Raw genomic sequence first — 24,769 nt, forward strand, 5'->3', positions numbered from 1 at the left:
GGCGGGGCGGGGCGTGGACGGAACTGCGGAAAAAGTATCGCCGAGACTGTACCGCTGGCCCCGGCGCAGGGTCAAAACGGCGGGCCGCAGGCGGCGGCCGTTGTTTGCGGACTACTGCGGCGCGTGGCTGCTGCCGCGACGGTCGACCACCAGTAGCTGGCCGTTGCCGCCCGCAGGCACATTGCCCGCGCGTTCGGCCACATGCACCCGGGCCGTGCCGGGACCGCTGACCGCGATGTCGGCGCGGTCGGCCCTGAGGCGGTTGCCGTCCAGGCTGCCCGAGCCGCTCAGGCGCGCGTGGACCATCTCGACCTGGCCGCTGATGCGGGCCCCGCCCGGGCCGTCCGAGGTCAGGACCAGGCGCTTGCCCTGGATCGCCGACGTCAGGCTGCCCGAGCCGCGCAGTTCCGCCTCCAGCGTGTCCGAGACCTGGGCCAGTTCGATGCCGCCCGGGCCGCGCGCCTTGAGCGTGGCTTTCGTGACCGTGAGGCCGCCGGCGTCGATATCGCCCGAGCCCGACATCTGCGCCTTGAATTCGCGCACCGTGCCGGCCAGCCGGGCGTCGCCCGGCCCATGCAGGCGCAAGGTGGCCGCCTGCGCGCGCAGGCCGAGCGCGGTCAGGTTGCCCGAACCGCCGACTTCGGCGTCGAGCTGGGTGATGGCGCCGCCCAGGCAGACGTCGCCTGGGCCGCTTTGCAAGGTGCTGGCGCGGCCGGCGGCCAGGTCGCAGGCGTCGAAGGAGCCCGAGCCGGTGACTTCGGCGCGCACTTCGCCGCTGGCGCCGCGCAGCACCATGTCGCCCGGGCCGGAGAGGCGCGCGTCCAGGCGCGCCAGGCGCAGGCCGTCGGCCTCGAGGTCGCCCGAGCCGCTGATGTTGGCGTGCAGGGAGCCGTCGATATTGGCCAGCCGCACGTCGCCGGGGCCGGACAGCGTGAGCGCCACATTGCTGGCCCGCAGTCGCTGCAGTTTGGCGTCGCCGCTGCCGCTCACGGTCAGCGCCAGGTCGCGCACCGCGCCGGAGACTTCCAGGTCGCCCGGGCCGTTGAGGTTGAGCGCGAAACGCTCGCCGCTCACCTGGCCCAGCGTGGTGTCGCCGCTGCCCGACATCGACAGGCTTTTCAGTGCCGGCGCGCCGATGTGGATGATCACGGTCTCGCGCCGCGGGCCGAAGCCGAAGCTGAACAGCTTGCCCTCTTTGGGCCGCACCACCAAGGTGTCGCCGCGCACGAAGGTCTCGACCTCGTCGAGCTGCTGGCGTTCGCCGCGCAGGTTGAGGCCAGCCCGGCCCTGGGTGTCGATGGCGACCTCGTACGGACCGTTCAACTCGATGGCGCTGAAGGCGGCGATGCTGCGCTGTTCGGAGACCGCCCTGGTTGGCGTGTCTGCCTGGCTGTTGTCGATCGATAGGAAGGCGGCGCCGAGGGCGACGGCCAGCAGGGTGGTTTTTTGTGCGATGTGCATATTGTTCCTGGCCTGGAGTCGATGGGAGCCTGAACGATACGCCGGCGGTGCGCGCGGTGCATGACGAAACCGATGAAGCGGTGGATTCGTGGACTCAACTGCGCCTGCATGCGACGAACCGTGCGCCGTCTGCGACAATCCGCGGTGCCCGCCACGGCGTGGAATGTCATAATGTCGAGATCGTCGAGAAAAGGATGTCCATGATTCGCCACCCAGGGCTGCAGGGCAAGACCCGGTCCATGCTGCGCGTCTTGCCGCTGCTGGCAGGGCTCGCTTGCTCCGGCGCGATGGCGGCGCCGTCGACCTTCGGCCCGGTGATCGGCAGCGCGCTGCTGTGCCGCAGCCAGCTGGACAACGCCTATTTCCACGCCTACCTGACCCAGGCCTTTGGCCCGGCCTACAAGCGTGAGGGCGGGGCCTGGTGGTTCAAGGCCGAGGCCTCGCTGTGGGGCGCCCAGGTGAGCGAGGTGATGGTCAGCGACGATACCAGCAACCTGGTGTTCGTCGCCGCCATCGTTGACAGCAAGCCCGAGGAATTCGAGAAGTCGGTGCGCGCCGGCGCCGGCGTCGCCTTCAAGCCGGTGGACGCCTCGCGCTACCCTTTGCGCAAGTCAAACCCGGGCAGCACGATCGCCTATGCCAGGGACAAAAGCAAAATATACTGCGCGAAGTTCAAGCCGCAGCCTCCCGGCCGCTAGCCACGCACGCAAACTGGTACGCCCCAACGCATGTACAACCATTATTTCCAGCTCAAGCACGCCCCGTTCTCGATCGCGCCCGATCCGCGCTACCTGTTCATGAGCGAGCGGCACCGCGAGGCGCTGGCCCACCTTTTGTACGGCATCGGCAGTGGCGGGGGCTTCGTCCTGCTGACGGGCGAGATCGGCGCCGGCAAGACCACCGTGTGCCGCTGCTTCATCGAGCAGGTTCCCGATAATTGCCGCCTGGCCTATATCTTTAACCCGCGCCTGAACGCCGAAGAGCTGTTGCAGACGATTTGCGATGAGTTGCACATCGCGTTGCCGTCCGGGGTGAGCGGCGTCAAATCCCATGTCGATGCGATCAACCGCCACCTGCTCGAATCGCATGCCCAGGGCCTGAACAATGTGCTGGTGATCGACGAGGCCCAGAACCTGTCGAGCGAGGTGCTCGAGCAGCTGCGCCTGTTGACCAATCTCGAGACCAGCGAGCGCAAGCTGCTGCAGATCATCCTGATCGGCCAGCCCGAGCTGCGCACCATGCTGGCGCGGCCGGAACTGGAGCAGCTGGCGCAGCGCGTGATCGCGCGCTATCACCTGGGGCCGCTGTCCGAGCAGGAAACCGGCGCCTATATCGCGCACCGGCTGGCGGTGTCCGGGGCGGCCGGGATGCCGTTTCCACCGGGCTTGACCGCGTTGGTGCACCGTCTGACGCATGGCGTGCCGCGCCGGATCAACCTGCTGTGCGACCGCGCGCTGCTGGGCGCCTACGTCGAGAACAGCCCGCAGGTCACGCGCGCCATCCTGCAGAAGTCGGCCGAGGAAGTGTTTGCCGGCGAGCCGGCCGCACGCAAGCCGCTGCGCTGGCCGCTGCTGGCGGGCGGGGTGCTGGCCGGGGTGGCGATCAGCGCCGCGGCCTGGCAGATGCTGCCGCAGCAGCAGGCGCAGCCGGCCACCGCACAAGCCGCGCCGGCCGCCGTGAAGCAGGTGGCGGGCAAGCCGGCGCCTGCGCCGACGCCGGCGCAGATCAAGGCCGCGCCCGCGGCGGGCGCCGATTTTGCGGCCGGCAAGAGCGAGAACGATGCGCTGCGCGCGCTGGCGGCCCTGTGGGGGCCGTCGTTCGCCGGCATTGCCGGCGCCAGCCCGAAGGCCACCTGCGAGACTGCCCAGCGCGCCAACCTGCGCTGCCACGGGGGCCGCGGCGGCCTGTACGAGCTGCGCCTGCTGGACCGGCCGGCCGTGGTCACCCTGCACGATGGCCCGCGTACCGGGTATGCGGTGCTGGTCGGAATGGACGAGGGCAGCGTGTTGCTGGCCGTGGATGGGCGCCGCGAGCGGGTCGCGATTCCCGCTTTCGTCGCGCGCTTCGGCGGCGAGTTCACGACCTTCTGGCGCATGCCGGGGGCGTTTCGCGACGTCGTGGGACAGGGCGACCGTGGTCCCGACGTCGACTGGATCGCCCAGCGCCTCGCCGGCCTGAACAAGACGACCGCGCCCGCGCTCGACCAGCCGCTGGACGCGCGTACGCAGGAATGGCTGCGCGCCTTCCAGGCGGCCCAGGACCTGAAGGCGGACGGCGTGGCCGGGCCGCGCACCTATATGCGTCTCAACCAGCTGTCCGGCGTGGTCGAGCCGCGCCTGATGGCCGGTCCAGTGAAGGGGGCGAGAAACTGATATGTCGTACATCCTCGAAGCACTCAAGAAGGCCCAGGCCGAACGCCAGCTGGGCAACGCCCCGACCATCCATGCGCCGCCGCCCATGTATGCGGCGCCGGACCGCGCCCAGGGCGGGCACCGGCGCCATCTCGTGATCGGCCTCGGGCTGGGCGTGCTGGTGGCGGCGGGCGCCTTGCTATGGGTGCGCCATGGGGGCGAACAGCCGGTGCGGCTGGCGGCGGCGCCGGTGTCTGCGCCGGCGCCCGCACCTGCTCCCGCGCCCGCGGCGGTTGCTGTACCGCCTGTCGCACCAGCGCCAGTGCCGGCACCACCACCGGCACCGGCCCCGCGCGAAGCCGCCCCGGTGGCCACGAAGCCGGCTTCGTCCCCGGCCAAGGTAGCCGAGCCGACGCCGCCGCCAGTGCGCGTGGCCGAAGCGCCGGTATCCGCAACGCCTGCCGGCGAGGACAACCTGCGCACCCTGCAGCAATTGCCCGAGGCGGTCAGGCGCGAGATCCCGCAAGTGAGCTTCGGCGGCTACATCTATTCGCCGACGCCGGGCGAGAGTCTGTTGTTGGTCGATAAGATGCTGCGCCGCGAAGGCGAGGAAGTGGCGCCCGGCCTGGTGCTCGAGCGCCTGATGCCGAAGGCGGCGGTGATGAACTACCGGGGAACCCGCTACCGTGTCGCGTACTGACGTGCCGGGTACGGCGCAAGGGCAGGGACCCGGTCCGGTCCTGGGCGTGGTCGGCTGGTCGGGCAGCGGCAAGACCACCTTGCTGGAAGGGCTGGTCGCGCGCCTGGCGCAGGATGGCTTGCGGGTCAATATCGTCAAGCACAGCCACCACGACATCGAACTCGAGCCGCCGCGCAAGGACAGCGCGCGGCTGCGCCTGGCTGGGGCGGCCGAGGTGATGATCGCTTCGCCGTACCGCATTGCCATCATGCGCGAGCTGCGCGCAGCGCCGGAGCCGGGGCTGGACGCGCTGCTGGCGCGGCTGTCGCCGGCCGACCTGACCCTGGTCGAAGGTTATAAGTGGGAATCCCTGCCCAAGCTCGAGGTGCACCGCCCGAGCCTGGGCAAGCCGCCGCTGTTCCGGGAAGATGCCACGATCCTGGCCGTGGTCTCGGACGTGGCGCGGCCGGTTGACGCGCGCGCCGGACTCGCGTGGCTCGACTTGAACGACCTGGGCCGGGTGGTGGACTGGGTTTGCGGCTGGTTAAAAACCCGCCCTCAAGTTCTGGTCGATGGGGCCGTTAAAGACTGACAAGTCTTTTTCTGGAGAGGTGTATGGACGTTACGAATATTGCCAAGCTTGCCACCAGCATGGCCGAAACCGGTATCCGTCAGGAAGTGGGCGTTACGATGCTCAAGAAATCGATGGACATCCAGGCGGTGTCGGCCGCCCAGCTGCTCGACGCGCTGCCACAACCGCAAAGCCTGCCGCCGCACCTGGGCAATACGATCAATACCAAGGCATGAATTCCAAGCCTGCATCCAGGGCTTGAATCCAGGGCTTGAATCCAGGGCTTGAATCCGGCGCGAACTTAAGCGAGAAAGCCGGATCGAAGATCACACGGGATTGTTTCTTGCCCGTTAAAACCCGGCTTGCATGCCGGGTTTTTGCTTTCGTCGTTTAGTGGAAGGCGCGCAGGATGCGTGCCTCGCCCGACCTGTCCCTGTAGCGGTCGTTGGCTGCGCGGGTGGCGGCCATCATGCGCTCCAGTTGCGCATCCTCGAAGCGGGACAGCTCTTCATTCGCCGCTTCCAGGGCGAGCGACAGCTTGGCGCGCGCATTCTGGTACAGGGCGCTGGAGTAATGATCGGTATTCTTGAGCAGTTCTTCCGCGTTTTCGATCACGAGGCGCAGGTCGCCGATCAATTGCTCCTGCGTTTGTACATGGTGTTCCGGGGTTTCCATCGCCTTCACCTCTAAGCCGTATGAGTGACGTCTTAAAATATAAACAAGGAAGCCCCGCTCTGTTTGTTAGTGCGCAAACATAAGAACGCCGTTCTGACGCCCCATTTCTTCGCACTATAGGCCCGGCCTGCGGCCCAACAGCTTACTGCACGGTGATGCGCACGTCGCCGACCGAGACGGTCTGGCCAGTACGGATCTTCGCCGTCTTGCGCAGCTCCTGTTTACCATCGACCGACACCACGCCGCTGGCGACCATATTCTTGCCGGCGCCGCCGCTGTCGACCAGGCCGACCAGCTTCAGCAGCTGGTTGACCTCGACGAATTCTGATGTCAAATCGAAAACTATTTTTTGCATTCTATCCTCGGGTTGGTGATGGCGGCGTACGATTGATGAGGCCGCTTTGTACTGGCGCAAATAATGGCGCAAACAAGGGCGCAAACAAGGGCGAAAACAACGCCCATGCGCGCCCTCGTCGGCTTACACCGGATCCGGACGCGTCATATCGATCGGCACGATCCACTGGTCGAACTGTTGTTCGTCGACGAAGCCGCTCTGCAGGGCGGCCTGGCGCAAGGTCAGGCCGTCCGTCGATGCCTTCTTGGCGATCTGCGCGGCGCGATCATACCCGATGTGCGGCGCCAGCGCAGTCACCAGCATCAGCGATTTTTCCATCAGCTCGCCGATGCGGGCGCGGTTGGGCTCGATACCCTGGGCGCAATGCTCGTCGAAGGACCGCATGCCGTCGGCCAGCAGGCGCGCGCTTTGCAGGAAGTTGTGCACGATCATGGGCTTGAATACATTGAGCTCGAAATTGCCCTGGGAGCCGCCGACCGTGATGGCGACGTCGTTGCCGAACACCTGGCAGCACAGCATGGTGAGCGCCTCGCACTGGGTCGGATTGACCTTGCCCGGCATGATCGAGCTGCCCGGCTCGTTCTCGGGGATGGTGATCTCGCCCAGGCCCGAGCGGGGGCCGGACGCCATCCAGCGCACGTCGTTGGCGATCTTCATGAGGGCCGTGGCCAGCGTCTTGAAGGCGCCGTGGGCGGCGACCATGGCGTCGTGGGCGGCCAGGGCCATGAACTTGTTCGGCGCGGTCTTGAACGACAGGCCGGTGCGCGAGCCGAGCTCGGCCGCGATGCGCGGGGCGAATTCGGGGTGGGCGTTCAGGCCGGTGCCCACGGCGGTGCCGCCGGCGGCCAGCAGCAGGAGGCCAGGCAGGGCGGACTTGAGCTGCTGCTCGGAGTACTCGAGCTGGGCCACGTAGCCGGAGAATTCCTGGCCCAGAGTCAGCGGCGTCGCGTCCTGCAGGTGGGTGCGGCCGATCTTGACGATCGGTTCGAAGTCGCGCGACTTGCGCAGCAGGGTGCCGCGCAGCTGGGCCAGTGCCGGCAAGACCTCTTTGGCCAGCGCCCAGGCGGCGGCCACGTGCATGGCGGTCGGGAAGATGTCGTTCGACGACTGGCCCATATTGACGTGGTCGTTCGGGTGCAGCATGCGGCCTTCGCCGCGCTCGCCACCCAGCAGCTCGGAGCCGCGGTTGGCCAGCACTTCGTTCATATTCATATTGCTCTGCGTCCCCGAGCCGGTCTGCCACACGGCGAGCGGGAATTCGGCCGGATGGCGGCCGTCGAGCACTTCGTCCGCGGCCCGGATGATGGCGTCGGCCTTGTCGCTGGAAAGCTTGCCGAGCGAGCGGTTGACCGCCGCCGCCGCGCGCTTGACCTGGGCCAGCGCCGCGACCAGCTCAGGCGCCATGCGCTCGGTGGAGATGTGGAAATGGTGGAGCGAGCGCTGGGTCTGCGCACCCCATAGACGATCGGCGGCTACCTCGATCGGGCCAAAGCTGTCCTTCTCAATCCTGTTTTCCATAGACATTCCTGTTGTGCAAGGGGCTGGGATTAAAGAGTTTATCGCAATGTCCGTTAATTACGCTTGGGCTTCTCTCTCGGTATTCCTTATGGCTAGCCGCCTCCCCTTGATCATCACTTGCGCGCTGCTGTCCGGCGCTGCCGGCGCAGCCGAACTGGGCGAAGCGCAGGTCCGTTCATACATCGGCCAGCAGCTCGTGGCCGACATCGAACTGACCATGCTCGACGCGCCGGCGACCCCGGTCCAGGTGCGCCTGGCCAACCCGAACGTCTACCGCGGCGCCAATATCGGCATGCCGCACGTGCTGTCGACACTCAATATGACTGTGACGCAGCGCAACGGCCGCCAGTTCCTGCACGTGACGTCGCTGGCCCCCGTTGAATCAAGCCGCCTGCATTTGTACCTGGAGTTGGCCGATGGCGGCCAGCGCGGCGTTCGCCTGGTGACCTTGCCGATGGCGCCGAATCCGAACCCGCCACCACCACCGGCGCCGCTCAGGGTTGCGGCGCCGGTCGTGGCCGACACGCCGGCGCCCGCGCCAGCCGTGGCCAAGCCGCCGCCGAGGCCGCGTCCGGCGCCGCCGCCCAAGCCGGTCGTTGCGAAGATTGCACCGAAGCCGACGCAGGAACCCAAACCCGAATCCAAGCCGGAACCGAAACAGGAAGCCAAGCCAGCCCCGGCAGCGGAGCCGAAGCCGGCCCCCAAGGCGCTGCCCCTGCCGCTGGCCGCCGCGGCTGCTCCCGCCGCCTGCGCGCCCGCGCCCGACGTCGACCGTTCGACCGTGTGCGCCGCGCTGGATTACAAGAATGCGCTGTTGCGCGAACAGATCGGCCAACTGGAAGACAAGGTGAAGGTATTGCAGGTGGCGCTGGGCGCCAGCCCGGCAGCCGTCAGCAAGCCGCTGCCGGCCGACCCGAACAAGCCACATCCGGCGCGGCGGCGTCCGGCGCCGGAACCAGAGGCGTCGACGCCCTGGGGCTGGATCGCCGGTGGCCTTGGCGCCGTGCTGGCGCTGGCGGGCACTGCGATCTTTTCGGTTCGTCGTCGCAAGCGGGCAGGGCATATCCAGCCCATGCCTGGCGTGCCCTTGATGACCCGCCTGCGCCAGCGTTTCGCGCGCAAGAAAGCCAGCCAGGAGCCGGTCGAGCCGAAGCTGGAAGAAACTGAACAGGAAATGTCTACACAAGTTTGATTTTGCGTTATGCTGGATTTGTGATCGACGAGGTCACAGACGGCACATGGTCTGCGCAGCCACCGCCGATAGCGTGGCGCGACAACAGACGACAAGAGGTGACGCCAGCTGGGGTTCGCGCCTACCGCCGCTGGTTTTTATACAGGCAACAAAAAAGGCACCCGCAGGTGCCTTCGTTCAGGATTCGCCAGGAATCAGTGCGCCTGCAGCGCGCGCTCCAGCTGGCCGTCGAATGGCTCGGTCACGTCGCGGATCGCGCGGTCGTTGGCCATCAGCTGCTTGAGCAGGTCGATCTTGCGCAGGCGCTGGGCGCCTTCCAGGGCCGGCATGCCGGCGGCGGCGCTACGCGCTTCGACCTTGGCTTCCACGTTCAGGTTGGCAAACTCGTTCCAATCCCCGGCCTTGGCGGCTTCCGACATCTGACGGGTCAGGCCAGCCAGGTTTTCATACATCGCGAGGGTTTCGTTTGCGTTCATGTTGCCACCAAAACAAGGAGTCGCCGGCCGGATTGCCGGTTGTCTGGTTCTTTTACGGCAGGGATTTTCGGAACTTTAGGGTTTCTTTGAAAAAATTTTGAATTTTTTTTCTGAAGCTGCCGAGCTGGCCGAATGCGCGGCGACAGCGTCGTTCGCCGCCGGCTGGCATACTGTCGTCATGGATCATGAGAACAATCACAATAAGACGCACGACGCGCACGATGACATCGCCCGCCGTACGCTCGCGCATTACGAGCGCAATGCCGATTCCTTCTTCGCCGGCACGATCGACCACGACGTCAGCCAGAACATCGCCGCCCTGCTCGAGGCGATCGAAGCCCCGGCGCCGTACACCGTCCTCGACCTGGGCTGCGGCCCGGGGCGCGACCTCAAGACCTTCAGCGCGCTCGGCCACCGCGCCATCGGCGTCGACGGCAGCGAGCGCTTCGTGGCCATGGCGCGCGACTATAGCGGCTGCGAGGTGTGGCATCAGGACTTCCTGCACCTTGATTTGCCTCAAGAGACCTTTGACGGCATCTTCGCCAACGCCGTGCTGTTCCATGTGCCCAGCGCCGCCTTGCCGCAGGTATTGACGAACCTGCATGCCGCGCTGAAACCGGGCGGGGTGCTGTTCAGTTCGAATCCGCGCGGCGACAACCAGGAAGGCTGGAGCGGCCCGCGCTATGGCAGTTATTACGACTACGCCACCTGGGAACGCTACCTGCTCGCGGCCGGTTTCACGGCGCTGCATCACTACTACCGTCCGCCCGGCTTGCCGCGTGACCAGCAACCGTGGCTGGCCAGCGTCTGGAGGAAAGCCCGGTAATCGCTGCTCCTGTTTGTTAAGCGTCGAACAGAACCGCCTGGAAGTTACTCTTATCCTGAAGGCTCATCCACGTAACAGGCAAGGAGATTGCAATGAACAAGGATCAAGTCAAAGGCAAGGCAAAGGAAATCGGCGGCAAGGTGCAGCAGAAAGTCGGCGAAGCCGTCGGCAGCCGCCAGCAGCAGAGCGAAGGCCTGTCGAACCAGGCTGAGGGCAAGGTCCAGAAGAAAGTCGGCGACGTGAAGGAAATCGCCAAAGGCAATCGCTGATCCAGTCCGCGTATCCGAACGGCCCGGTCGTGCAAGCGACCGGGCCGTTCGTCTATCTGGCGCCCGCCTTGAAATAGGACTGGATGCTGTCCGCTGATACAACCCTGGTGGAATTATGCTCACGGATGATGCGCCAACCGTCGGCATGGCAGCGCCAGGTCAGGGTCATCAGCGTGCGAATCGGACGCGCCGCGCCGGTGGCCGGCTCGATCAGGGCGGCGAATTCGAGCGTCGAGACGGCCATGTTGCCGCTGTACACGGCCGTCGGTTCGATGCTGATCGCGTGGCGTGCGCTGCGCAGCGCGCTGAAGATCGGTGCCCAGATGGCGCCATAGGCGTCGGGATCGCGCACCGGGCGCGGATCGGGCGAGAAATCGTCATAGTAGAGGCGATCGCGGGCGTCGGACCATTCGTAGTCGCGGGCGAACTTCTCGCGGAACACCAGCGGGCCGTCGCCCGGCTTTCTTTCCCATCCCACCATGACGATGTCCCGGGCGCGCTGCTCGGCGCTGCCCGGGCCGCTGGTCGGACACTGGCCAGCCGCCGCTGTTGCGGTTTGCGCATGCGCCGCCTGCACGCTTGCAAGAACCAGCAGGGCAATGATCACGTGGCGTCTCATCTTCGTTCCTTTCGCGTTGTGGAAGCAGGCTTTCATCATGACGCCGCCTGGCACGCACGCGTAGACCTGAAACTCCGGAAGATGTGCCCGATTTCCCGGTGTCCGCTCACGCCCCTTTCGCCGGTCTGTCCCCCAGCACGTCTTCTATATAGAGCATCTTGACCAGCACCGACAGCACCGCGGCCAGCGGCGTCGCCAGCGCCACGCCGGCAAAGCCGAACAGGGTGCCGAAGATCAGTTGCATCACGATCACCAGCGCGGGCGGCAGGTCGATCGCCTTGGCTTCGATCATCGGCTGCAGCACATAACCTTCGAGCATATTGATTGCCGCGAACAGCAGCAGCGCATACATCGCCATTTCCGGACTGATCGACAGCGCCAGCAGCACCGCCGGGATGCCTGCCATGATCGGGCCGAGGTAGGGGATAAAGTCGAGCAGGCCGGCGATGATGCCCAGGATCAGCGCCAGCGGCACGCCCAGCAGGGAGAGGCCGATCGCGGTGGTGGCGCCGACGATCAGCATCGACACCGCCTTGCCGAGCAGCCAGCTGGCCAGGGAATCGCCCATCTCGTCGATGACTTCGCGCGCACGGCCGCGCTTGTGTTGCGGGATCAGGCGGATGAAGCCGCCGGTGTACACCCCCGGCGTGGCGGCAAAATAAATGCCGACGAAGATGATGATGACGACGTTGCCGAGGGCGCCCAGTACGCCCGTGAAGAACAGGCCGGCATTCGGCACCATCGAGCTCATCTGTTTGACGATGTCTTCCGGCGGCGGCAGTTCGTCCACCACGCGTTTGAGCAGCGGATGCTGTGCGACTTCGCCCTGCAGGCGCTCGATCGCGGCCGGGATTTCCTTTGCCAGCTGGGTCGACTGCTCGGAAATCTGCGGCGCCATGGCCCAGCCGCCCAGGCCGACGATGGCGCCGAGCAGCAGCACGACGATGCCGAGCGCGAGCTTGCGCCGCATGTGGAAGCGCCGGTGCATGATCTCGCTCAATTTGTAGAGCAGGATCGCGAACAGGACGCAGGCGAACACCAGCAACAGCGCATCGGCCGCCAGTACGACCGCGGCCAGGCCGAGGATGAACAGCACGGCGATGCCATTGACGAGGGTCACACGGCGCGCCAGGCGGCGCTGGGCCTGAGGGGCTTCGTGGGTCGCCGGGACGGCGTCGGTATTGTTGTTATTCATGGCGGATTCTCTTCTTGAGCGGCGGGCCGCGTTGCAAGAAAAGATTAGCATTTAAGCCATAAAAATGTCGCGCGGCTAGGGCTGGATGATTGTGTGCGCGCGCTAACAGATGAGCAGGCGCGAAAGGACTATTCTGTACCCATCGCATGGCCATTCAGGCATGCATCACTCAAGGAGAACACCATGAACAAAGACCAAGTCGAAGGCAAACTGAAAGACATCGGCGGCAAGATTCAAGAAGGCGCCGGTAAAGTGGTGGGCAGCACCGAACAGCAGGCCAAGGGCCTGGCGAACCAGGCCGAGGGCAAGACCCAGGAAGCCTATGGCGACGCGAAAGAAGTCGTGAAGGATGCCGTGGACGAAGTGAACCGTCCAACGCCACGTCCGTAAGCTTTTCTTCAGTTAGCTGAAAAACGTCGTCCCCGCGAAGGCGGGGACCCAAGCTTGCAAGCGCTTCGATAGCGCAAGCAGTACTTGGGTCCCCGCCTTCGCGGGGACGACGTGCATTTGACGTGCAGTTTCTAGCTTGATCAGTTCGGTTGCGTGCCGCCCAGCTGCTTCTTGAAGTAGGACTCGATCAGGCCATACACGTGGCGCTGGTTGGTGCGTCCCGACATGCCGTGCTTGGCGCCCGGATAGGTCATCAGGTCGAACTGCACATTGCGCTTGACGAGTTCGTCGATCAACAGGGTGGTGTTTGAGAACAGCACATTGTCGTCGGCCATGCCGTGGATCAAGAGCAGGTGCGATTTCATGCCGTCCAGGTGGGCGAACACGCCGCTGCGCTTATAGGCTTCCGGATCGCCCTTCGGCGTGCCGCCGACGTAGCGCTCGGTATAGTGGGTGTCGTACAGCGCCCAGTCGGTCACCGGCGCCACCGACACGCCCATCGCGATCTTGTCCGACGCTGCCGACAGCAGGCGCAGGGTCATGAAACCGCCATAGCTCCAGCCGAACACGCCCACGCGTTTCGGATCGACGAAGCTCTGCTTGGCCAGCCAGTCGATGCCGGCCACCTGGTCTTCGACTTCGTGCTTGCCCAGGTTATTGTGCAGCACGTCGGTGAACTGGCGCTCGCGGCGGCCCGAGCCGCGGTTGTCGAGGCGGAAGACCACGAAGCCCTGCTGCGCCATGTATTGGTCAAAATAATTGCCCCAGGCGCGGGTCACGCGCTGCGAATGCGGGCCGCCATACGTGAACAGGAACACCGGGTAGCGTTTGTTCGCATCGAAACCGGCCGGCTTGATGATCGAATAGTGCAGGGTCTGGCCATCGGCCGCCTTCAGGGTGCCGTATTCGGTCGGCAGGTGCGCATCGAGGTGGCGCGTGTAAGGATGGTTGGCATTGAGTTCGTTCTTCTCGATCCACTCGACCATGCTGCCGTCGGCGCGGCGGATCGATACCTGCGGTGGGGTGCTCGGGTTCGAATAGGTGTCCACGAACAGCTTGCCGTTGCCGGCGAACGAGGCCTCGTGCCAGCCATCGCCCTGGGTGATGCGGCTCGGCTTGTCGGCGCCGCGGCCGTCCAGCGACAGCGCATAGGTCTGCTTGTCGATCACGGCGTCGCGGTTCGACGACACATAGATCTTGCCGGCGCCTTCATCGACCGCCAGGATATTGTCCACGCCCCAGTCGCCGCGCGAGATCGGGTGCAGCAGCTTGCCGTTCAGGTCGTACAAATACAGGTGCTTGCGGCCGCTGCGCTCGGACGCCCAGACGAAGGCCTGGCGGTTCTTGAGGAAGCGCAGGTCGTTATGGACTTCGACCCAGGTTTTGGAGGTTTCCGAGAACAGCGGACGCTGGGCCAGCGAGGCGACGTCGACCGCCACCAGGTCGAGGCGCTTCTGGTCGCGCGTCTGGCGCTGGTAGACGAGGGTCCTGGCGTCGGCGCTGAAGTCGGCGCGCACCAGGTAGATGTCCTTGTCCTGGCCGAGGTCGATCTTGCGCTGTGCGCCGGTGGCTGGATCGACGATCATCAGCTCGATCGCCACGTTCGGGTCCCCAGCGGCCGGGTAGTGCTGGTCGATCACTTCGGTGCGGTCGGCGAAGATCTCGAAGCGGCGCACCACCGGCACCGGCGCGTCGTCGTAGCGGCGGTAGGCGATGTGCGAATCGTCCGGCGCCCAGTAGTAGCCGGTGTGCTGATCCATCTCTTCCTGGGCGATGAATTCCGCTTCGCCATTGTGCACGGTGCCCTTGCCATCGGTCGTCAGCTGACGCTCGGCGCCAGTCGTGAGATCGATCACCACCAGGTTCTGGTTGCGCACGAAGGACACGTAGCGGCCCCGCGGCGAGATCTTCGGATCGATGACATTGCCCGAGGCGACCTTGCGCGCCGCTTCCGGCTTGGCGGCGTCGACGAGATACAAGTCGCCGCCGATCGGCACCAGCAGGCGCTTGCCGTCGGGCGACCAGTAATAGTTGAGGATGCCCGACAGGCCGGCGGTACGCGCGCGTTCGCGGCGCGCTTTTTCCTCGAGCGACAGTTCCTCGTTCGGCACCAGTTGCTTGGAGTCGACCAGACGCTGCGTGGCCTTGCTCCTGGTGTTGTATTCCCACAGGTCGAGACGGTACTGGTCGTCGGCGCGCGGGCGCAGGAAGGTCACGCGTTCGCCGTCGGGCGACACGCGCAGGTTGCGCACGCTGGCGCCGGCCAGCGAGGCTTCACCGTAGATGCGGTCCAGTGTCAGGCGTTCGGCCATGGCGGGAGAGGCCGCGAGGGCGGCCAGGAGAAGGAGAAGAGGGCGCATTGATGTCTCTTGAGGATTATTAATTTACAGCAATCGCGAGACGATACCAGAGTCAGCGGGGCTGCGCCATCGCGCCGTCGCGGATACGCTGGCGCGCCAGCTTCTCGAACTGCCAGGTCAGCAATACCGCCGCCACCGTCAAGGCCACCACCAGGCCGATCCAGAAGCCGGTGGCCTCCATCGGCGCGGCGGGCGCCCACGGGAACCAGGCCGGCGCCAGGCCGAGGATGCAGCCGAGCGGCAGCGACAGGCCCCAGAACGACAATAACTGGATCACCATCGGCGGGCGCGTCACCTGGTAGCCGCGGATGGCCGAGGCGGTGGCCACCTGGGTCGAGTCCGACAGCTGGAACAGGGCGGCGAACAGCAGCAGGTTGGCGGTCACCTGCCGCACCGCCGGATCCGAGGTGTACATGGCCGCGATCTCCCAGCGGAACAGGGCGATGCCGAGCGCCGCCACCACGCCGAAACTGACCGAGACGCCCACGCCGACCCAGCCGACAAAGCGCGCGCGCACCGGGTCGCCTTCGCCCATCGCCTGGCCGACGCGGGTCAGCATGCCGATTGCAAAGCTGAGCGGCACCATGAACACCAGGGACGCGAAGTTGAGCGCGATCTGGTGGGAAGACACCTGCACCACGCCATAGCGCGCCACCAGCAGGCTGATCAGGCCGAAGGCGCTGACTTCGGCAAAATAGGTGACGCCGATCGGCAGGCCCAGACGCAGCTGGGCGCCGATCTCGCGCGCATCCGGCCCTTCATAACGGTCGAAGGGATAAGTGAGGCGGTAGGCCGGCGCGCGCGTGACCCACCACAGCATGGCGCCCAGCATCAGCCACAGCGCGCTGGCGGTGGAGATCGCGCAGCCGACCGCGCCCAGCTGCGGGAAGCCGAATTTTCCGTACACCAGCACCCAGGCGACCACGGTATTGAACACCAGGCCGAGGATGGCGATCCACATGATCGGCTTGGTCTGGTTGATGCTGGTGGTATAGCCATATAGCGCGCGGTACACGCCGAAGGCCGGCATGCCGACGCTGATCACGTGCAGGAACAGCGAAGCGCGGTCGGCCACGTGGGCCTCCATGCCGATATGGTCGAACAGCAGCGTGCACAGGTTGGCGAACAGGCAGCCGACCAGGCCGACCAGCAAACCCTTCCACATGGCCTGGCGCACCGAGTGCGGCACCCGGTCGTGGCGTGCGGCGCCGATCTCGTGGGCGACCACGGTGTTAATCGCCATCATGGTGCCCATCACCGTCACCAGCACAATTGACCACACCGCCGTGCCCAGCGACACCGCTGCCAGCTCGTCGGCGCTGACGTGGCCGGTGAGGGCGACGTCGACCACGCCCATGCCGACCGTCGCCAGCTGGCCGACCAGTACGGGCCACGACAGGCGCCACAGGGTGGCGATCTCGGTGCGGATGGGTGTAGCGGAGGTGGTGGCGGTGGTCATGATGCGGCGTTAGGTCGATGGACCCGTGATTTTACTGACTTATTGTCAAGACCGGTATTGCCATGCGCGATCTACTTATCGCAACAAGTTTTATCCCACCATTGGTGTTGCGCCGTCGCAAGACAACTTGCCGCGATCTGCACCACCGTAGAACGACAGCCCGAGGAGGTCTTCATGGAAGAACTGTTGCCGTATTTTGAGCGCGAGCTGGTCTACCTGAACACCGTCGGCCGCGAGCTCGCGCACCAGTATCCGCGCCTGGCGGCAGAGCTGGGACTGGGCCCGGAGGGCAGCGAAGATCCCCATATCCGGCGCCTGATCCAGGCCTGCGCGCTGCTCAATGCGCGCACCGCGAAAAAGCTCGATGACGACTATCCTGAACTGACCGAAGCCCTGCTGGGCAGCCTGTATCCGCATTTCCTGCACGGCCTGCCGAGCTGTTCGATCGCGCAGGTGGACGGCGGCGACCAGCTGGCCCGCGCCGGCAAGATCGAGCACGTGCAGGCGGTGCCGCGCGGCACCGAGATGAGTTCGCTGAGGGCGCGCGGCGCGCCCTGCGTGTTTCGCACCACGGCCGAGCTGGCGCTGGCGCCGGTGACCGTGGCGCGCGCCTGGTTCGAGCCGGTGGCCCACGTCCCGCCGCGCATCCGGCTGCCGCCGCGCGCGGGGGCGCGCATCGGCATCGCTTTCGACAGCGCGCTGACGGCGCGCATGCTGTATGGCCGCGGCCTGCCGCGCCTGCGCCTGCACGTTGACGGTGACGGCCTGCTGGCGGCGGCGCTGATCGACGCCCTGGGCATGAACGTGGTCGAGACCTGGGTCGAGGCCGAGGGCATGGAGGGCTGGCGCCGCCTCGACGGCGCCGCGCTGCAGCTGGGCGGGCTGGAACCGGACGAGGCGCTGGTGCCGGAACAGGACCACGCGCATCCGGCCTACCGGCTGCTGACCGAGTACTTCGCCTTCCCCGACAAATTCCATTTCCTGGACCTCGACCTGGCCCGGCTGGCGCCATTGCTGCCTGCCGGCGCGCGCCACTTCACCCTGCATTTCCTCCTCACCGGCATGCACGCCGACGCCAGCCCGGCGCGCATCCTGCGCGCGCTGTCAGCCGCCAACCTGCTCACGGGCTGCGTGCCGGTGGTGAACCTGTTCCGCCAGGCGGCGGCGCCGGTGCGCATCACACACCGTTCGGCAATGTACGACGTGGCGCCGAGCAGGCACGAAGAGGGCGTCGAGGTCTACACCATCGACGCCGTGCACGTGCTCAGCACCGAGGACGGCAAGACCGCCAGCGTGGAGTACCGTCCCTATTACGGCCTGCGCCATGGCGAAGGAGGAGGGGAGTCCCAGCGCTACTGGTTTGCCCGGCGCGACGACCGCGGCGACAGCCGCCACCGCATGAAGATCGCCTTCACCGACGACGACTTTTCGCGGCTGGAAGAGGATGCCAGCGTAGCCTCGATCGACCTCACCTGCAGCAACGGCGCAGCCGCCTGCGGCGTCGGCATCAAGGCGCCGGGCGGCGACCTGGCCAGCGAAACCGCGACGAGCGGCCTGCCGATCCGCCTGCTGCGCAAGCCCTCCGCGCCGCTGCGCTTCGGCAACCGCAACGGCACCCACTGGCGCCTGGTGACGCAACTGGCGCTGAACCACCGCTCGCTGGCCGACCTCGACGCCTTCCGCGAGACCCTGGCCTTGTACGACCTGCCGCGCTCCGGCGCCACGCAGCGGCAGATCGCCGGCGTCAGCGCGATGGCATCAATCCCGGCCACCGCCTGGCTGCGCAACCGCTACGGCGCGAGCCTGGTGCACGGCATCGAGGTGCGCATGACGGTGGACGAGGAAGCCTTCGCCGGCAGCAGCCTGTTCGTGTTCGCCCAGGTCGTGAGCCGTTTCCTGGGCCTGTATGTGCACCTGAACAGCTTTACCCGCCTGGTGCTGGTGTCGGGGCAGAGCGACAAGGAGTTGTTGCGATGCGAGCCCCGCAACGGCAGCCTGGCGCTGGTGTGAACGCTGTCGGGCGTACGAGCGCCGTGGTCGACCTGCTGCGGCAGCCGCAACGCTACGAATTCTTCCAGGCGGTGCGGCTGCTGGTGTCCTGGCTGGCGCATCAGGGCATCGCGCCCGAGCATGCGCTGGGCGGCCTGATCCGCTTTCGCAACAGCCTGGGGCTGGCCTTTCCGGCCAGCGAGATCGAGACCATCGTGCCCACCACCGAGGGCGTGCCGGCGGTGAGCGTCACGCCCACGCTGATGGGTTTACTGGGCGTGATGGGAACCTTGCCGCTGCACTACACCGAACGCTTCGCCGCGTGGGAGCTCGCCGTGCGCGACGAGGGCCCGCGCGCCTTCCTCGACCTGTTGTCGAGCCGCCAGGTAGCGCTGTTCTACCGGGCCTGGTGCAAGTACCGGGTGCGCCATGCCATGGAGCCCGATGTGGACCGCTTCCTGCCGCTGCTGCTGGCGCTGGCCGGCGTGCCGGCGCGCATGGACGGCGCGCATGACGTGGAGGCGGCCAGCCTGGCCTGGTTCGCAGCGCCGCTGCGCAGCCGGGTGGTGAGTGCGGAGTCGATCGCGGGCGTGCTGCGCGCCTATTTCCGGGTGCCGGTGCGGGTCGAACAATTTACCGGACGTTGGGACGTGCTCGAACCAGGGCAGCGCACGCGGCTGGCGTGCGGCAACTGCGTGCTGGGAGAGGGCGCCACGGCGGGAGCGCGCCTGTTGCGGCCCGAGCTGGGCATCCGCATCCGGCTTGGGCCGGTGGATGCGAACGCCTTCGAGCGCTTCCTGCCCGGCGCCGAAGGGGCACAGGCACTGGCCGCCTTGCTGGACCGCTTCGCGATCGACGTGCCGTACCGCGAGCTGCAGGTGGTGCTGCGGCGCGAGGACGTCGACGGCGCCTGCCTGGATGGCTCGGTGCGCCTGGGCCTGGACGGCTTCTTGTGCACCCGGGCCGGGCGGCGCGACCGCGACGACGTGTGTTATCTGCTCGATTGAATCCGGGTGGAATGCTCGCGACGTGGTGACGGGCATGCGCGCGCCGCGGACGCGGCAGCCGACCTACAATCGATGCGAATGAACCGCATTGCACAAGGAGGCTTTATGCAACAAGTAGCGAATATGCAGCCGGCGGATCACGTCGAGCCGGCCGCCACCCAATCCCTGCAGGGCCGGCGCGTCGCGGTCCTGATGACCGACGGCGTCGAACAGGTCGAATACACCGAACCGCGCCGCTTCCTCGAGGGACTGGGCGTGAAAGTGACCCTGGTCTCGCCGAAGCAGGCCGGCGAGGAGATCCAGGGTTTCAATCACCTGACGCCAGACCAGAAATTCAAGGTCGAACTGAGCGTGCAGGACGCCAAGCCGGGCGACTTCGACCTGCTGCTGTTGCCGGGCGGCGTCGCTAATCCGGACAGCCTGCGCCTGAGCCCTGAATCCATCGACTTCATCAAGGCCTTCGGCGACGAGGATAAACCGATCGCCGCGATCTGCCACGGCCCTTGGCCACTGATCGACGCCGGCGTGGCCGAGTCGAAGCACCTGACCAGCTGGCCGAGCTTGCAGCACGACCTGCGCAACGCGGGCGCCGAATGGACCGATGAAGAAGTGGTCGTCGACGGCAAGCTGATCACGAGCCGCAAGCCGGATGATATTCCGGCCTTCAATGAGGCGATCCAGAAGCAGCTGATGGTGCTGCAGCAGGCGGGTAGCGATCCGGGGCCGACGTCCTGAAGTCGTTGAGTAGCGTTTCCGGCCTTATTTTGTTCGCTTAAGAACGTCGTCCCCGCGCAGGCGGGGACCCAAGTTTCACTACCGCAGTCGCACCACGTGAACGACCAACATCACCGCAAATGCTCATACAGCGTCACGCTACCCACCGCAATCAACACCAGCCCACCAAAGATCTCCGCCCGCTTGCCCACCATGGCCCCAATGCGGCGCCCGATCAACAGTCCCAACGTCACCATTGTCAGCGTCGCCAATCCAATTGCCAGCGCCGGCCACAGGATCCCCGTATCCGCAAACGCCAGACTGACTCCGACCACCATCGCATCGATACTGGTGGCAAACCCAGTCAGCGCCAGCAGCCAGAACGGACGAGCAGGATCGTCCGCTTCGTCATCCGGCTCGCCGCATCCCTCGATGATCATCCGAATCCCCAGGCCGCCCAGCAGGACGAAGGCGATCCAGTGGTCCCAGCTTTCGACGTACGACGCGGCAATGCTGCCAAGGGTCCAGCCGATCAGCGGCGTGACGCCCTCGATAATCCCGAACAGCAGGCCGACCTTCAGTGCATCTTTGAACAGGACGTGGGCGCGTTGGGAGCCCATGGCAATCGCGACGGCGAAGGCGTCGGTGGACATGGCGAGCGCGAGGATGATGATTGCAACGAGAGACATGACAGCTTTCCGATCGGGCACGACACAAGGCATGCCGCGCGGCCCGATCGTCGCGCGAACATGCCAATGGTCTTGCCAACCAGAAGGCTTCCGCACCATGACGTGGAGACGTCAAGTATGTTGATGCGGAACTTTCGTTTGTGAAAGAGGCTACTCCCCAAGGGCGGGGGCATGGTAACGCAAGAATAGGGTGGAGGCAAGAAAGTGCCCAGCCGCGCATCCCTCGCGCGCGTATGTGCCAAGTCATCGCGGCAGCGCTAGGTTACGTAAAAAATGAAAAGGCCGCTGACGAATCAGCGGCCTTTTTGAATGCGGTTGGTGGAGGCGGCGTCTACCGAATTTCACTATGGGGAAGGCGATTTTTGAGGCTGAGTTACCCCCATTGTTACCCCCGGCGACTGTTCGCTGGTGAGCGGAAACAGGCTCCACGCTTTAACAAGCTGACACCGCTTTAACATCAAAAAAGCAGACCGCGGCTCCTTCCTTCCCTATGAAGACGCTCTCCGTACCCATCTGCCCGGTTTGTTAAAGTCTTTAACAATTTCCTCCAAGGGACTTTTTTCTGCGCGTGAGGTACTGGTGGGTGTCCGCGGCCTAGGCCGCCTGGACTTTCGAGGGGGGGCGGCCACGCGATCTTCTACCCCATTAGTTGACTTTATCTCATGACACTTAGCTAATGAATGGTGTTGCTGTTTAAACAATGGAATGTTAGCCTCAACATTGCGCTGTGGCCGAAAGTCATACCCTTTAGAGATTGCGAAAATTCATGAACTACTACAAATTGCAATTTAACAAGCAAGATATTGAGGCATTCCGGGTGTTCCAGACAGTAGTTAAGATGCGCTATGGTGCTGACCTCTGGGGCCATGCGAAACATCTTTTATTTTATTTGCAACCCCAGACGATGCCGAAAAGGTAATGCACACAGTCGACGTGTCCAAAGATAAGTGGACGTCGAATCTTGTTGGTGTGGATAGCCTACAGCTAGCATTGAGTACAGCTCATGTCGATGACCCAACTCTGCCAGACGACGCCAGGAAGTGGTTTATTAAGACCATCGAAGCAGTCGCGACGCTACGCGATTTTTTAGACAAGCATGATTCATCGACACGCAAGTAACGGCAGCCTAGACCAGGGCGCCTGAAAAAGGCGGTTCTGCATGTATTTTTCGTCTTTTTTTGCCCAGAAAAAGTGACACTGATTTCCTTGAATGCGTTGCTGGCACTGGGCGTATGGCGATTTCCGGTCGCGCGTTCGGTCGAGAAAAAAAGTTTCAATTCGCGGCTGTGCGCAAAGAGGGGGGAGGCGGTCCCCTTGGGCATAGGCCCTAGAGATTTGATGCCCCGGAGCTATTTCACGATAGAAACACGTTGCATATTTAAAACATTGCACTTGATCATCAAAACGGCCACCCATCCGGGCCTGCCGCGCGCCTCACTCGTTTGCGCTTCCCCTGCTCGACCTCAGTCTTCAACGCGTGGCAGAGATTGCAGATCGCTTCCAGATTGAATGGGTGATCGGTCTACTCGCGTTCAGCGTCGCCGAGAACTCCACTTCGGGAAAGACCGGTCTGCGAGAGCATCTAGCGCAGCGCCGCGCTCATGTCGCGCGCCGCATCTTGCCGCTGGCGCGCGCTGTGCGCCTGGAATAGTCCGTCAAGCTCGGACACCATGTCCTTGACGCGCTCGACCTCTATGGCGCCACCCTGGTTTGGCTCGCGGCGACTACCGGAGTAATAGGCGTGTGCCTGGCTCTCGACGATCTTCGTGCCGTGGCAGCTTTCGTACTCGCCGCCCAGCCAATGAGCTAGGCTCATGCGGGCAGCTTTGGCATAGATGGCGTAGGCCGGCTTGATATCCCATTCGTGCTTGATGTTCATCCACTTGCGGATCGAAGCCCTTGCGGGCCACCTCGCGCGTTCAGATGCGTAACAGCACGCCTAGATCGGGCGCCGAGATCTCGATGGCCTGGCGCGGCACGCTGGCGATGTGTGCGCGCAACAGCATCGAACCGAACAGAACGCCTGAGCCGCCCGACAGGTTAGCCAGCGCCGCAGCGACAAGCGGCTCCCGCTGATGGTGCTGGTCATCATCGTGCAGGGTTGAAGCGCTCAGTGCATTCAGGTAGCGCTCGGCGAACATCGATTTCTCCGTAGAATTTCGACGAGACTATCAGCACATGAGGACTGGTGAGTTATGCCCTAGATTTTCCAAGTTGCAAGCGCTAGTTCCACTGCCGGGGCCTTAACTCGCTCCATTATCAGTTGTTATGCAAGAGAAATTGCCGTGCGCAAGCGCGCATGGTACAAATCAACACGTAATCGCACATTGCCAAATAACATTCCCGAGGTTTTATGGATATTGCAAGTTGCCTAATCGACGGCCATACATATACTGCGACCGAGTTTTCGCAGCTCGAAACCGGCGACGCCATCGTTAAGGGGCGTCAGCTTATATGTGTTGAGTGCGAAAAGCAGGCCTATTTCAGAAGGCCGTCTCGTAATGGTCGCGGAGCCTGTTTCTTCGCTCGGCCGCACGCCGACCACTGTCAACTTGCTGCTCAGGACAATGATGTTCCAATTCCTGGTGCTGGGGACGACGAAGATGAGATTGCCAACCCCGGTGATCGCATAATTGTCGACCTCAATTTCGGCGCGGTTGCGCCGAATATCCATATCGACGGAGACCCCGCAGCTCCGAGACGTCCTAGAGGCGGCGCCCACATTGGGGATGGCGGCCCTGGCGTCGGAAGAATGCACCGCCGTCCAAGTGGGCTTCTGAGAATGCTTGTTGAGGCCCCAAATTTTCGATACTCGGATCAAGCTATCGAGATTCCAAACCAGCAATCTATGTCCGCAAGAGATTTCTTCGTAGCGTTTGAGAATATAACCCCGATTTATGAGCATCAGTTCCGAGGCTATTGGGGGCAGCTAACCGACGCTGGCGAAAGCCCGGACGGAACCCTCTGGCTCAACAGCGGAGGCAGAGGGGAGATGAGCCTTAAAATCAATCCTGGCGATCGCGCAACCATTATGGCGAGATATCGTCTGGAAGATCTCGATGATTTCGCTGGAGCGTACATTCTCTTCCTTGGCGTACTAAGGATTAATGGCCGAAATGGGAAGATGGTCTGCTTCATTGACGACTTGGATTTGATGGCATTGCGGTGACCTAAAAGGAGGAAGGCTCCATCCACGGCCTTCGTTCTTTGGCTTCACTCTGACAGCGTTGAAGCGAACTAGATAAAGATCAGCCGCGATCTTTATCTTCGCCCTCGCGTCGTCTTGCCAGAAGCCCTTGACTTCGTGCATTTCAAGCGCGCCATCGGCCAGCATGACGGCGAAGTCTGGGGGGGAGAAGGCGTTGTCCGCCAGCCGTAGCTTAATGCCCTCAAACTTGAACCGCGCCACCTCCCCGGCGTGGCGCCGCGCCTCGAGCGTCGCGGCGGAGGCCTCCTCGGTTTTGTTCATGGCGCCGGTTTTGAGTCGGCCAACCGCCTGGAGCGCGCGCTTCGCGATCATTGGCGCGCCTCGATCGACGTCGCCACCGCGCTGGCCAACCACTGCAGTTGGGCGCATCACGCCGTCGTAGTGGACCGAGCCGCGCATGTCCACCGCGCGGTAGTTGTGCCGGCAGTACTTGCTGGCACCCTCGAGCATCGCGACGCCGATCTTGGCCAGCACTGTCGCCGGGACGGTCGACATCAGCGCCTTTCGCACGCCGACCAGGTCCTTCGGGTTGGTCGGCTTGTTGCCAGCCAGCGGGTGGAATTTCAGCTTTTCGTGGGTACAACTCAAATCGCTCATGTCGTCCTATCGTTTTGGGATTTGCTGCATTGTTTTTCTTCTCGGTGGCGCGGCGCTTGTTGGCCCAAGCCTGGCTATCGGCGAGGTTCGGCGCCGCCTGATACCGTTCGCACGCCGCCGCCGTCCAGGGCATGAATGGGGCGATCCGATCGAGCCCAGTGCTGGCGCG

Annotated in this window: 26 protein-coding genes and 1 riboswitch; of the genes, 13 read left to right on the top strand and 13 right to left on the bottom strand. The window is 64.6% G+C overall.

The features are described from left to right. Positions 1-111: 111 nt before the first annotated feature. A complete protein-coding gene (locus AC3A6F_RS03675) occupies positions 112-1,461 on the bottom strand; it encodes a GIN domain-containing protein (protein ID WP_487678618.1) in 1,350 nt (449 codons plus the stop codon). 200 nt (positions 1,462-1,661) lie between these two features. On the opposite strand from AC3A6F_RS03675, the gene AC3A6F_RS03680 reads away from it, so the two are divergent. The 5 genes from AC3A6F_RS03680 to AC3A6F_RS03700 are packed head-to-tail and all read left to right on the top strand — an operon-like array spanning position 1,662 to position 5,298. Next, on the top strand, positions 1,662-2,159 hold the full coding sequence (locus AC3A6F_RS03680; protein WP_487678619.1) for a hypothetical protein: 498 nt from the start codon (positions 1,662-1,664) through the stop codon (positions 2,157-2,159). 30 nt (positions 2,160-2,189) lie between these two features. After that, the gene (locus AC3A6F_RS03685; protein WP_487678620.1) at positions 2,190-3,833 is read left to right on the top strand and encodes an AAA family ATPase; all 1,644 of its coding nucleotides are present in this window, start codon (positions 2,190-2,192) and stop codon (positions 3,831-3,833) included. A 1-nt stretch (position 3,834) separates the two neighbouring features. Beyond that, positions 3,835-4,512 carry a general secretion pathway protein GspB gene (locus AC3A6F_RS03690; RefSeq protein ID WP_487678621.1) on the top strand — a complete coding sequence of 226 codons (678 nt, stop codon included), beginning with the start codon at positions 3,835-3,837 and terminating at the stop codon, positions 4,510-4,512. Next, positions 4,499-5,083 (top strand): molybdopterin-guanine dinucleotide biosynthesis protein B, encoded by a 585-nt coding sequence (mobB, locus tag AC3A6F_RS03695; RefSeq protein ID WP_487678622.1) that lies wholly within the window; start codon positions 4,499-4,501, stop codon positions 5,081-5,083. The genes AC3A6F_RS03690 and mobB overlap by 14 nt, the downstream gene beginning before the upstream one ends. A gap of 23 nt (positions 5,084-5,106) precedes the next feature. Continuing rightward, a complete protein-coding gene (locus tag AC3A6F_RS03700) occupies positions 5,107-5,298 on the top strand; it encodes a YjfB family protein (RefSeq protein ID WP_320473633.1) in 192 nt (63 codons plus the stop codon). Positions 5,299-5,452: 154 nt separating this feature from the next. Here AC3A6F_RS03700 and AC3A6F_RS03705 read toward each other — a convergent pair whose 3' ends face one another. The 3 genes from AC3A6F_RS03705 to fumC form a co-directional block, all read right to left on the bottom strand. After that, positions 5,453-5,737: a DUF883 family protein gene (locus AC3A6F_RS03705; RefSeq protein ID WP_487678623.1), complete on the bottom strand. Its 285-nt coding sequence runs from the start codon at positions 5,735-5,737 to the stop codon at positions 5,453-5,455. Between the two features lie 142 nt (positions 5,738-5,879). Further along, a complete protein-coding gene (locus AC3A6F_RS03710; RefSeq protein ID WP_123070597.1) occupies positions 5,880-6,092 on the bottom strand; it encodes an RNA-binding S4 domain-containing protein in 213 nt (70 codons plus the stop codon). Between the two features lie 123 nt (positions 6,093-6,215). Continuing rightward, positions 6,216-7,610, bottom strand: coding sequence for a class II fumarate hydratase (gene fumC / locus AC3A6F_RS03715; RefSeq protein ID WP_487678624.1), 1,395 nt, complete (start codon positions 7,608-7,610; stop codon positions 6,216-6,218). Between the two features lie 88 nt (positions 7,611-7,698). Between fumC and AC3A6F_RS03720 the strand changes: the two genes are divergently transcribed. After that, positions 7,699-8,802 carry a FimV/HubP-related protein gene (locus AC3A6F_RS03720; protein ID WP_487678625.1) on the top strand — a complete coding sequence of 368 codons (1,104 nt, stop codon included), beginning with the start codon at positions 7,699-7,701 and terminating at the stop codon, positions 8,800-8,802. A gap of 194 nt (positions 8,803-8,996) precedes the next feature. Here AC3A6F_RS03720 and AC3A6F_RS03725 read toward each other — a convergent pair whose 3' ends face one another. Then, entirely contained in the window at positions 8,997-9,278 is a 282-nt protein-coding gene (locus AC3A6F_RS03725; protein ID WP_320473638.1) for a flagellar protein FliT, read from the bottom strand. 178 nt (positions 9,279-9,456) lie between these two features. Here AC3A6F_RS03725 and AC3A6F_RS03730 point away from each other — a divergent pair, with 178 nt between their 5' ends. Together AC3A6F_RS03730 and AC3A6F_RS03735 are read left to right on the top strand one after the other, a co-directional pair. Further along, positions 9,457-10,104, top strand: a complete 648-nt coding sequence (locus AC3A6F_RS03730) for a class I SAM-dependent methyltransferase (RefSeq protein WP_487678985.1) — start codon at positions 9,457-9,459, stop codon at positions 10,102-10,104. Between the two features lie 92 nt (positions 10,105-10,196). After that, positions 10,197-10,373: a CsbD family protein gene (locus AC3A6F_RS03735; RefSeq protein ID WP_137174977.1), complete on the top strand. Its 177-nt coding sequence runs from the start codon at positions 10,197-10,199 to the stop codon at positions 10,371-10,373. A 52-nt stretch (positions 10,374-10,425) separates the two neighbouring features. Here the strand turns inward: AC3A6F_RS03735 and AC3A6F_RS03740 are convergent, their stop codons facing one another. Both AC3A6F_RS03740 and AC3A6F_RS03745 read right to left on the bottom strand, forming a co-directional pair. Continuing rightward, positions 10,426-11,031, bottom strand: a complete 606-nt coding sequence (locus AC3A6F_RS03740; protein WP_487678626.1) for a YybH family protein — start codon at positions 11,029-11,031, stop codon at positions 10,426-10,428. 67 nt (positions 11,032-11,098) lie between these two features. After that, positions 11,099-12,187, bottom strand: a complete 1,089-nt coding sequence (locus tag AC3A6F_RS03745) for an AI-2E family transporter (protein WP_487678628.1) — start codon at positions 12,185-12,187, stop codon at positions 11,099-11,101. A 183-nt stretch (positions 12,188-12,370) separates the two neighbouring features. On the opposite strand from AC3A6F_RS03745, the gene AC3A6F_RS03750 reads away from it, so the two are divergent. Beyond that, on the top strand, positions 12,371-12,577 hold the full coding sequence (locus AC3A6F_RS03750) for a CsbD family protein (protein ID WP_147933910.1): 207 nt from the start codon (positions 12,371-12,373) through the stop codon (positions 12,575-12,577). A 140-nt stretch (positions 12,578-12,717) separates the two neighbouring features. Here the strand turns inward: AC3A6F_RS03750 and AC3A6F_RS03755 are convergent, their stop codons facing one another. Together AC3A6F_RS03755 and AC3A6F_RS03760 are read right to left on the bottom strand one after the other, a co-directional pair. Beyond that, complete coding sequence (locus AC3A6F_RS03755; RefSeq protein WP_487678630.1) at positions 12,718-14,937, bottom strand: S9 family peptidase; 2,220 nt, start codon at positions 14,935-14,937, stop codon at positions 12,718-12,720. 52 nt (positions 14,938-14,989) lie between these two features. Beyond that, entirely contained in the window at positions 14,990-16,396 is a 1,407-nt protein-coding gene (locus AC3A6F_RS03760; protein ID WP_487678631.1) for an MATE family efflux transporter, read from the bottom strand. 174 nt (positions 16,397-16,570) lie between these two features. On the opposite strand from AC3A6F_RS03760, the gene tssF reads away from it, so the two are divergent. The 3 genes from tssF to AC3A6F_RS03775 all read left to right on the top strand — a co-directional run bounded on the left by tssF (position 16,571) and on the right by AC3A6F_RS03775 (position 20,127). Next, on the top strand, positions 16,571-18,406 hold the full coding sequence (gene tssF / locus AC3A6F_RS03765; RefSeq protein WP_487678632.1) for a type VI secretion system baseplate subunit TssF: 1,836 nt from the start codon (positions 16,571-16,573) through the stop codon (positions 18,404-18,406). After that, positions 18,403-19,392 carry a type VI secretion system baseplate subunit TssG gene (tssG, locus tag AC3A6F_RS03770; protein WP_487678633.1) on the top strand — a complete coding sequence of 330 codons (990 nt, stop codon included), beginning with the start codon at positions 18,403-18,405 and terminating at the stop codon, positions 19,390-19,392. Before tssF ends, tssG begins: the two co-directional genes overlap by 4 nt. 105 nt (positions 19,393-19,497) lie before the next feature. Beyond that, on the top strand, positions 19,498-20,127 hold the full coding sequence (locus AC3A6F_RS03775; RefSeq protein ID WP_487678634.1) for a type 1 glutamine amidotransferase domain-containing protein: 630 nt from the start codon (positions 19,498-19,500) through the stop codon (positions 20,125-20,127). Positions 20,128-20,237: 110 nt separating this feature from the next. On the opposite strand, the gene AC3A6F_RS03780 is transcribed toward AC3A6F_RS03775, so the two are convergent. The 3 genes from AC3A6F_RS03780 to AC3A6F_RS03790 form a co-directional block, all read right to left on the bottom strand. Beyond that, complete coding sequence (locus tag AC3A6F_RS03780; RefSeq protein ID WP_487678635.1) at positions 20,238-20,795, bottom strand: manganese efflux pump MntP; 558 nt, start codon at positions 20,793-20,795, stop codon at positions 20,238-20,240. A gap of 3 nt (positions 20,796-20,798) precedes the next feature. Continuing rightward, a riboswitch (yybP-ykoY riboswitch) is annotated at positions 20,799-20,966 on the bottom strand. Positions 20,967-22,377: 1,411 nt separating this feature from the next. Then, the gene (locus AC3A6F_RS03785) at positions 22,378-22,674 is read right to left on the bottom strand and encodes a hypothetical protein (RefSeq protein WP_487678636.1); all 297 of its coding nucleotides are present in this window, start codon (positions 22,672-22,674) and stop codon (positions 22,378-22,380) included. 40 nt (positions 22,675-22,714) lie between these two features. Next, positions 22,715-22,936: a hypothetical protein gene (locus AC3A6F_RS03790; RefSeq protein ID WP_487678637.1), complete on the bottom strand. Its 222-nt coding sequence runs from the start codon at positions 22,934-22,936 to the stop codon at positions 22,715-22,717. A 212-nt stretch (positions 22,937-23,148) separates the two neighbouring features. On the opposite strand from AC3A6F_RS03790, the gene AC3A6F_RS03795 reads away from it, so the two are divergent. Further along, a complete protein-coding gene (locus AC3A6F_RS03795) occupies positions 23,149-23,964 on the top strand; it encodes a hypothetical protein (RefSeq protein WP_487678638.1) in 816 nt (271 codons plus the stop codon). Here AC3A6F_RS03795 and AC3A6F_RS03800 read toward each other — a convergent pair. Then, positions 23,893-24,600 (bottom strand): hypothetical protein, encoded by a 708-nt coding sequence (locus AC3A6F_RS03800; protein WP_487678639.1) that lies wholly within the window; start codon positions 24,598-24,600, stop codon positions 23,893-23,895. The two genes, AC3A6F_RS03795 and AC3A6F_RS03800, sit on opposite strands and share 72 nt — an antisense overlap. Positions 24,601-24,769: the final 169 nt, after the last annotated feature.

It is taken from the genome of Massilia sp. Soil_C_3 (assembly GCF_057657035.1).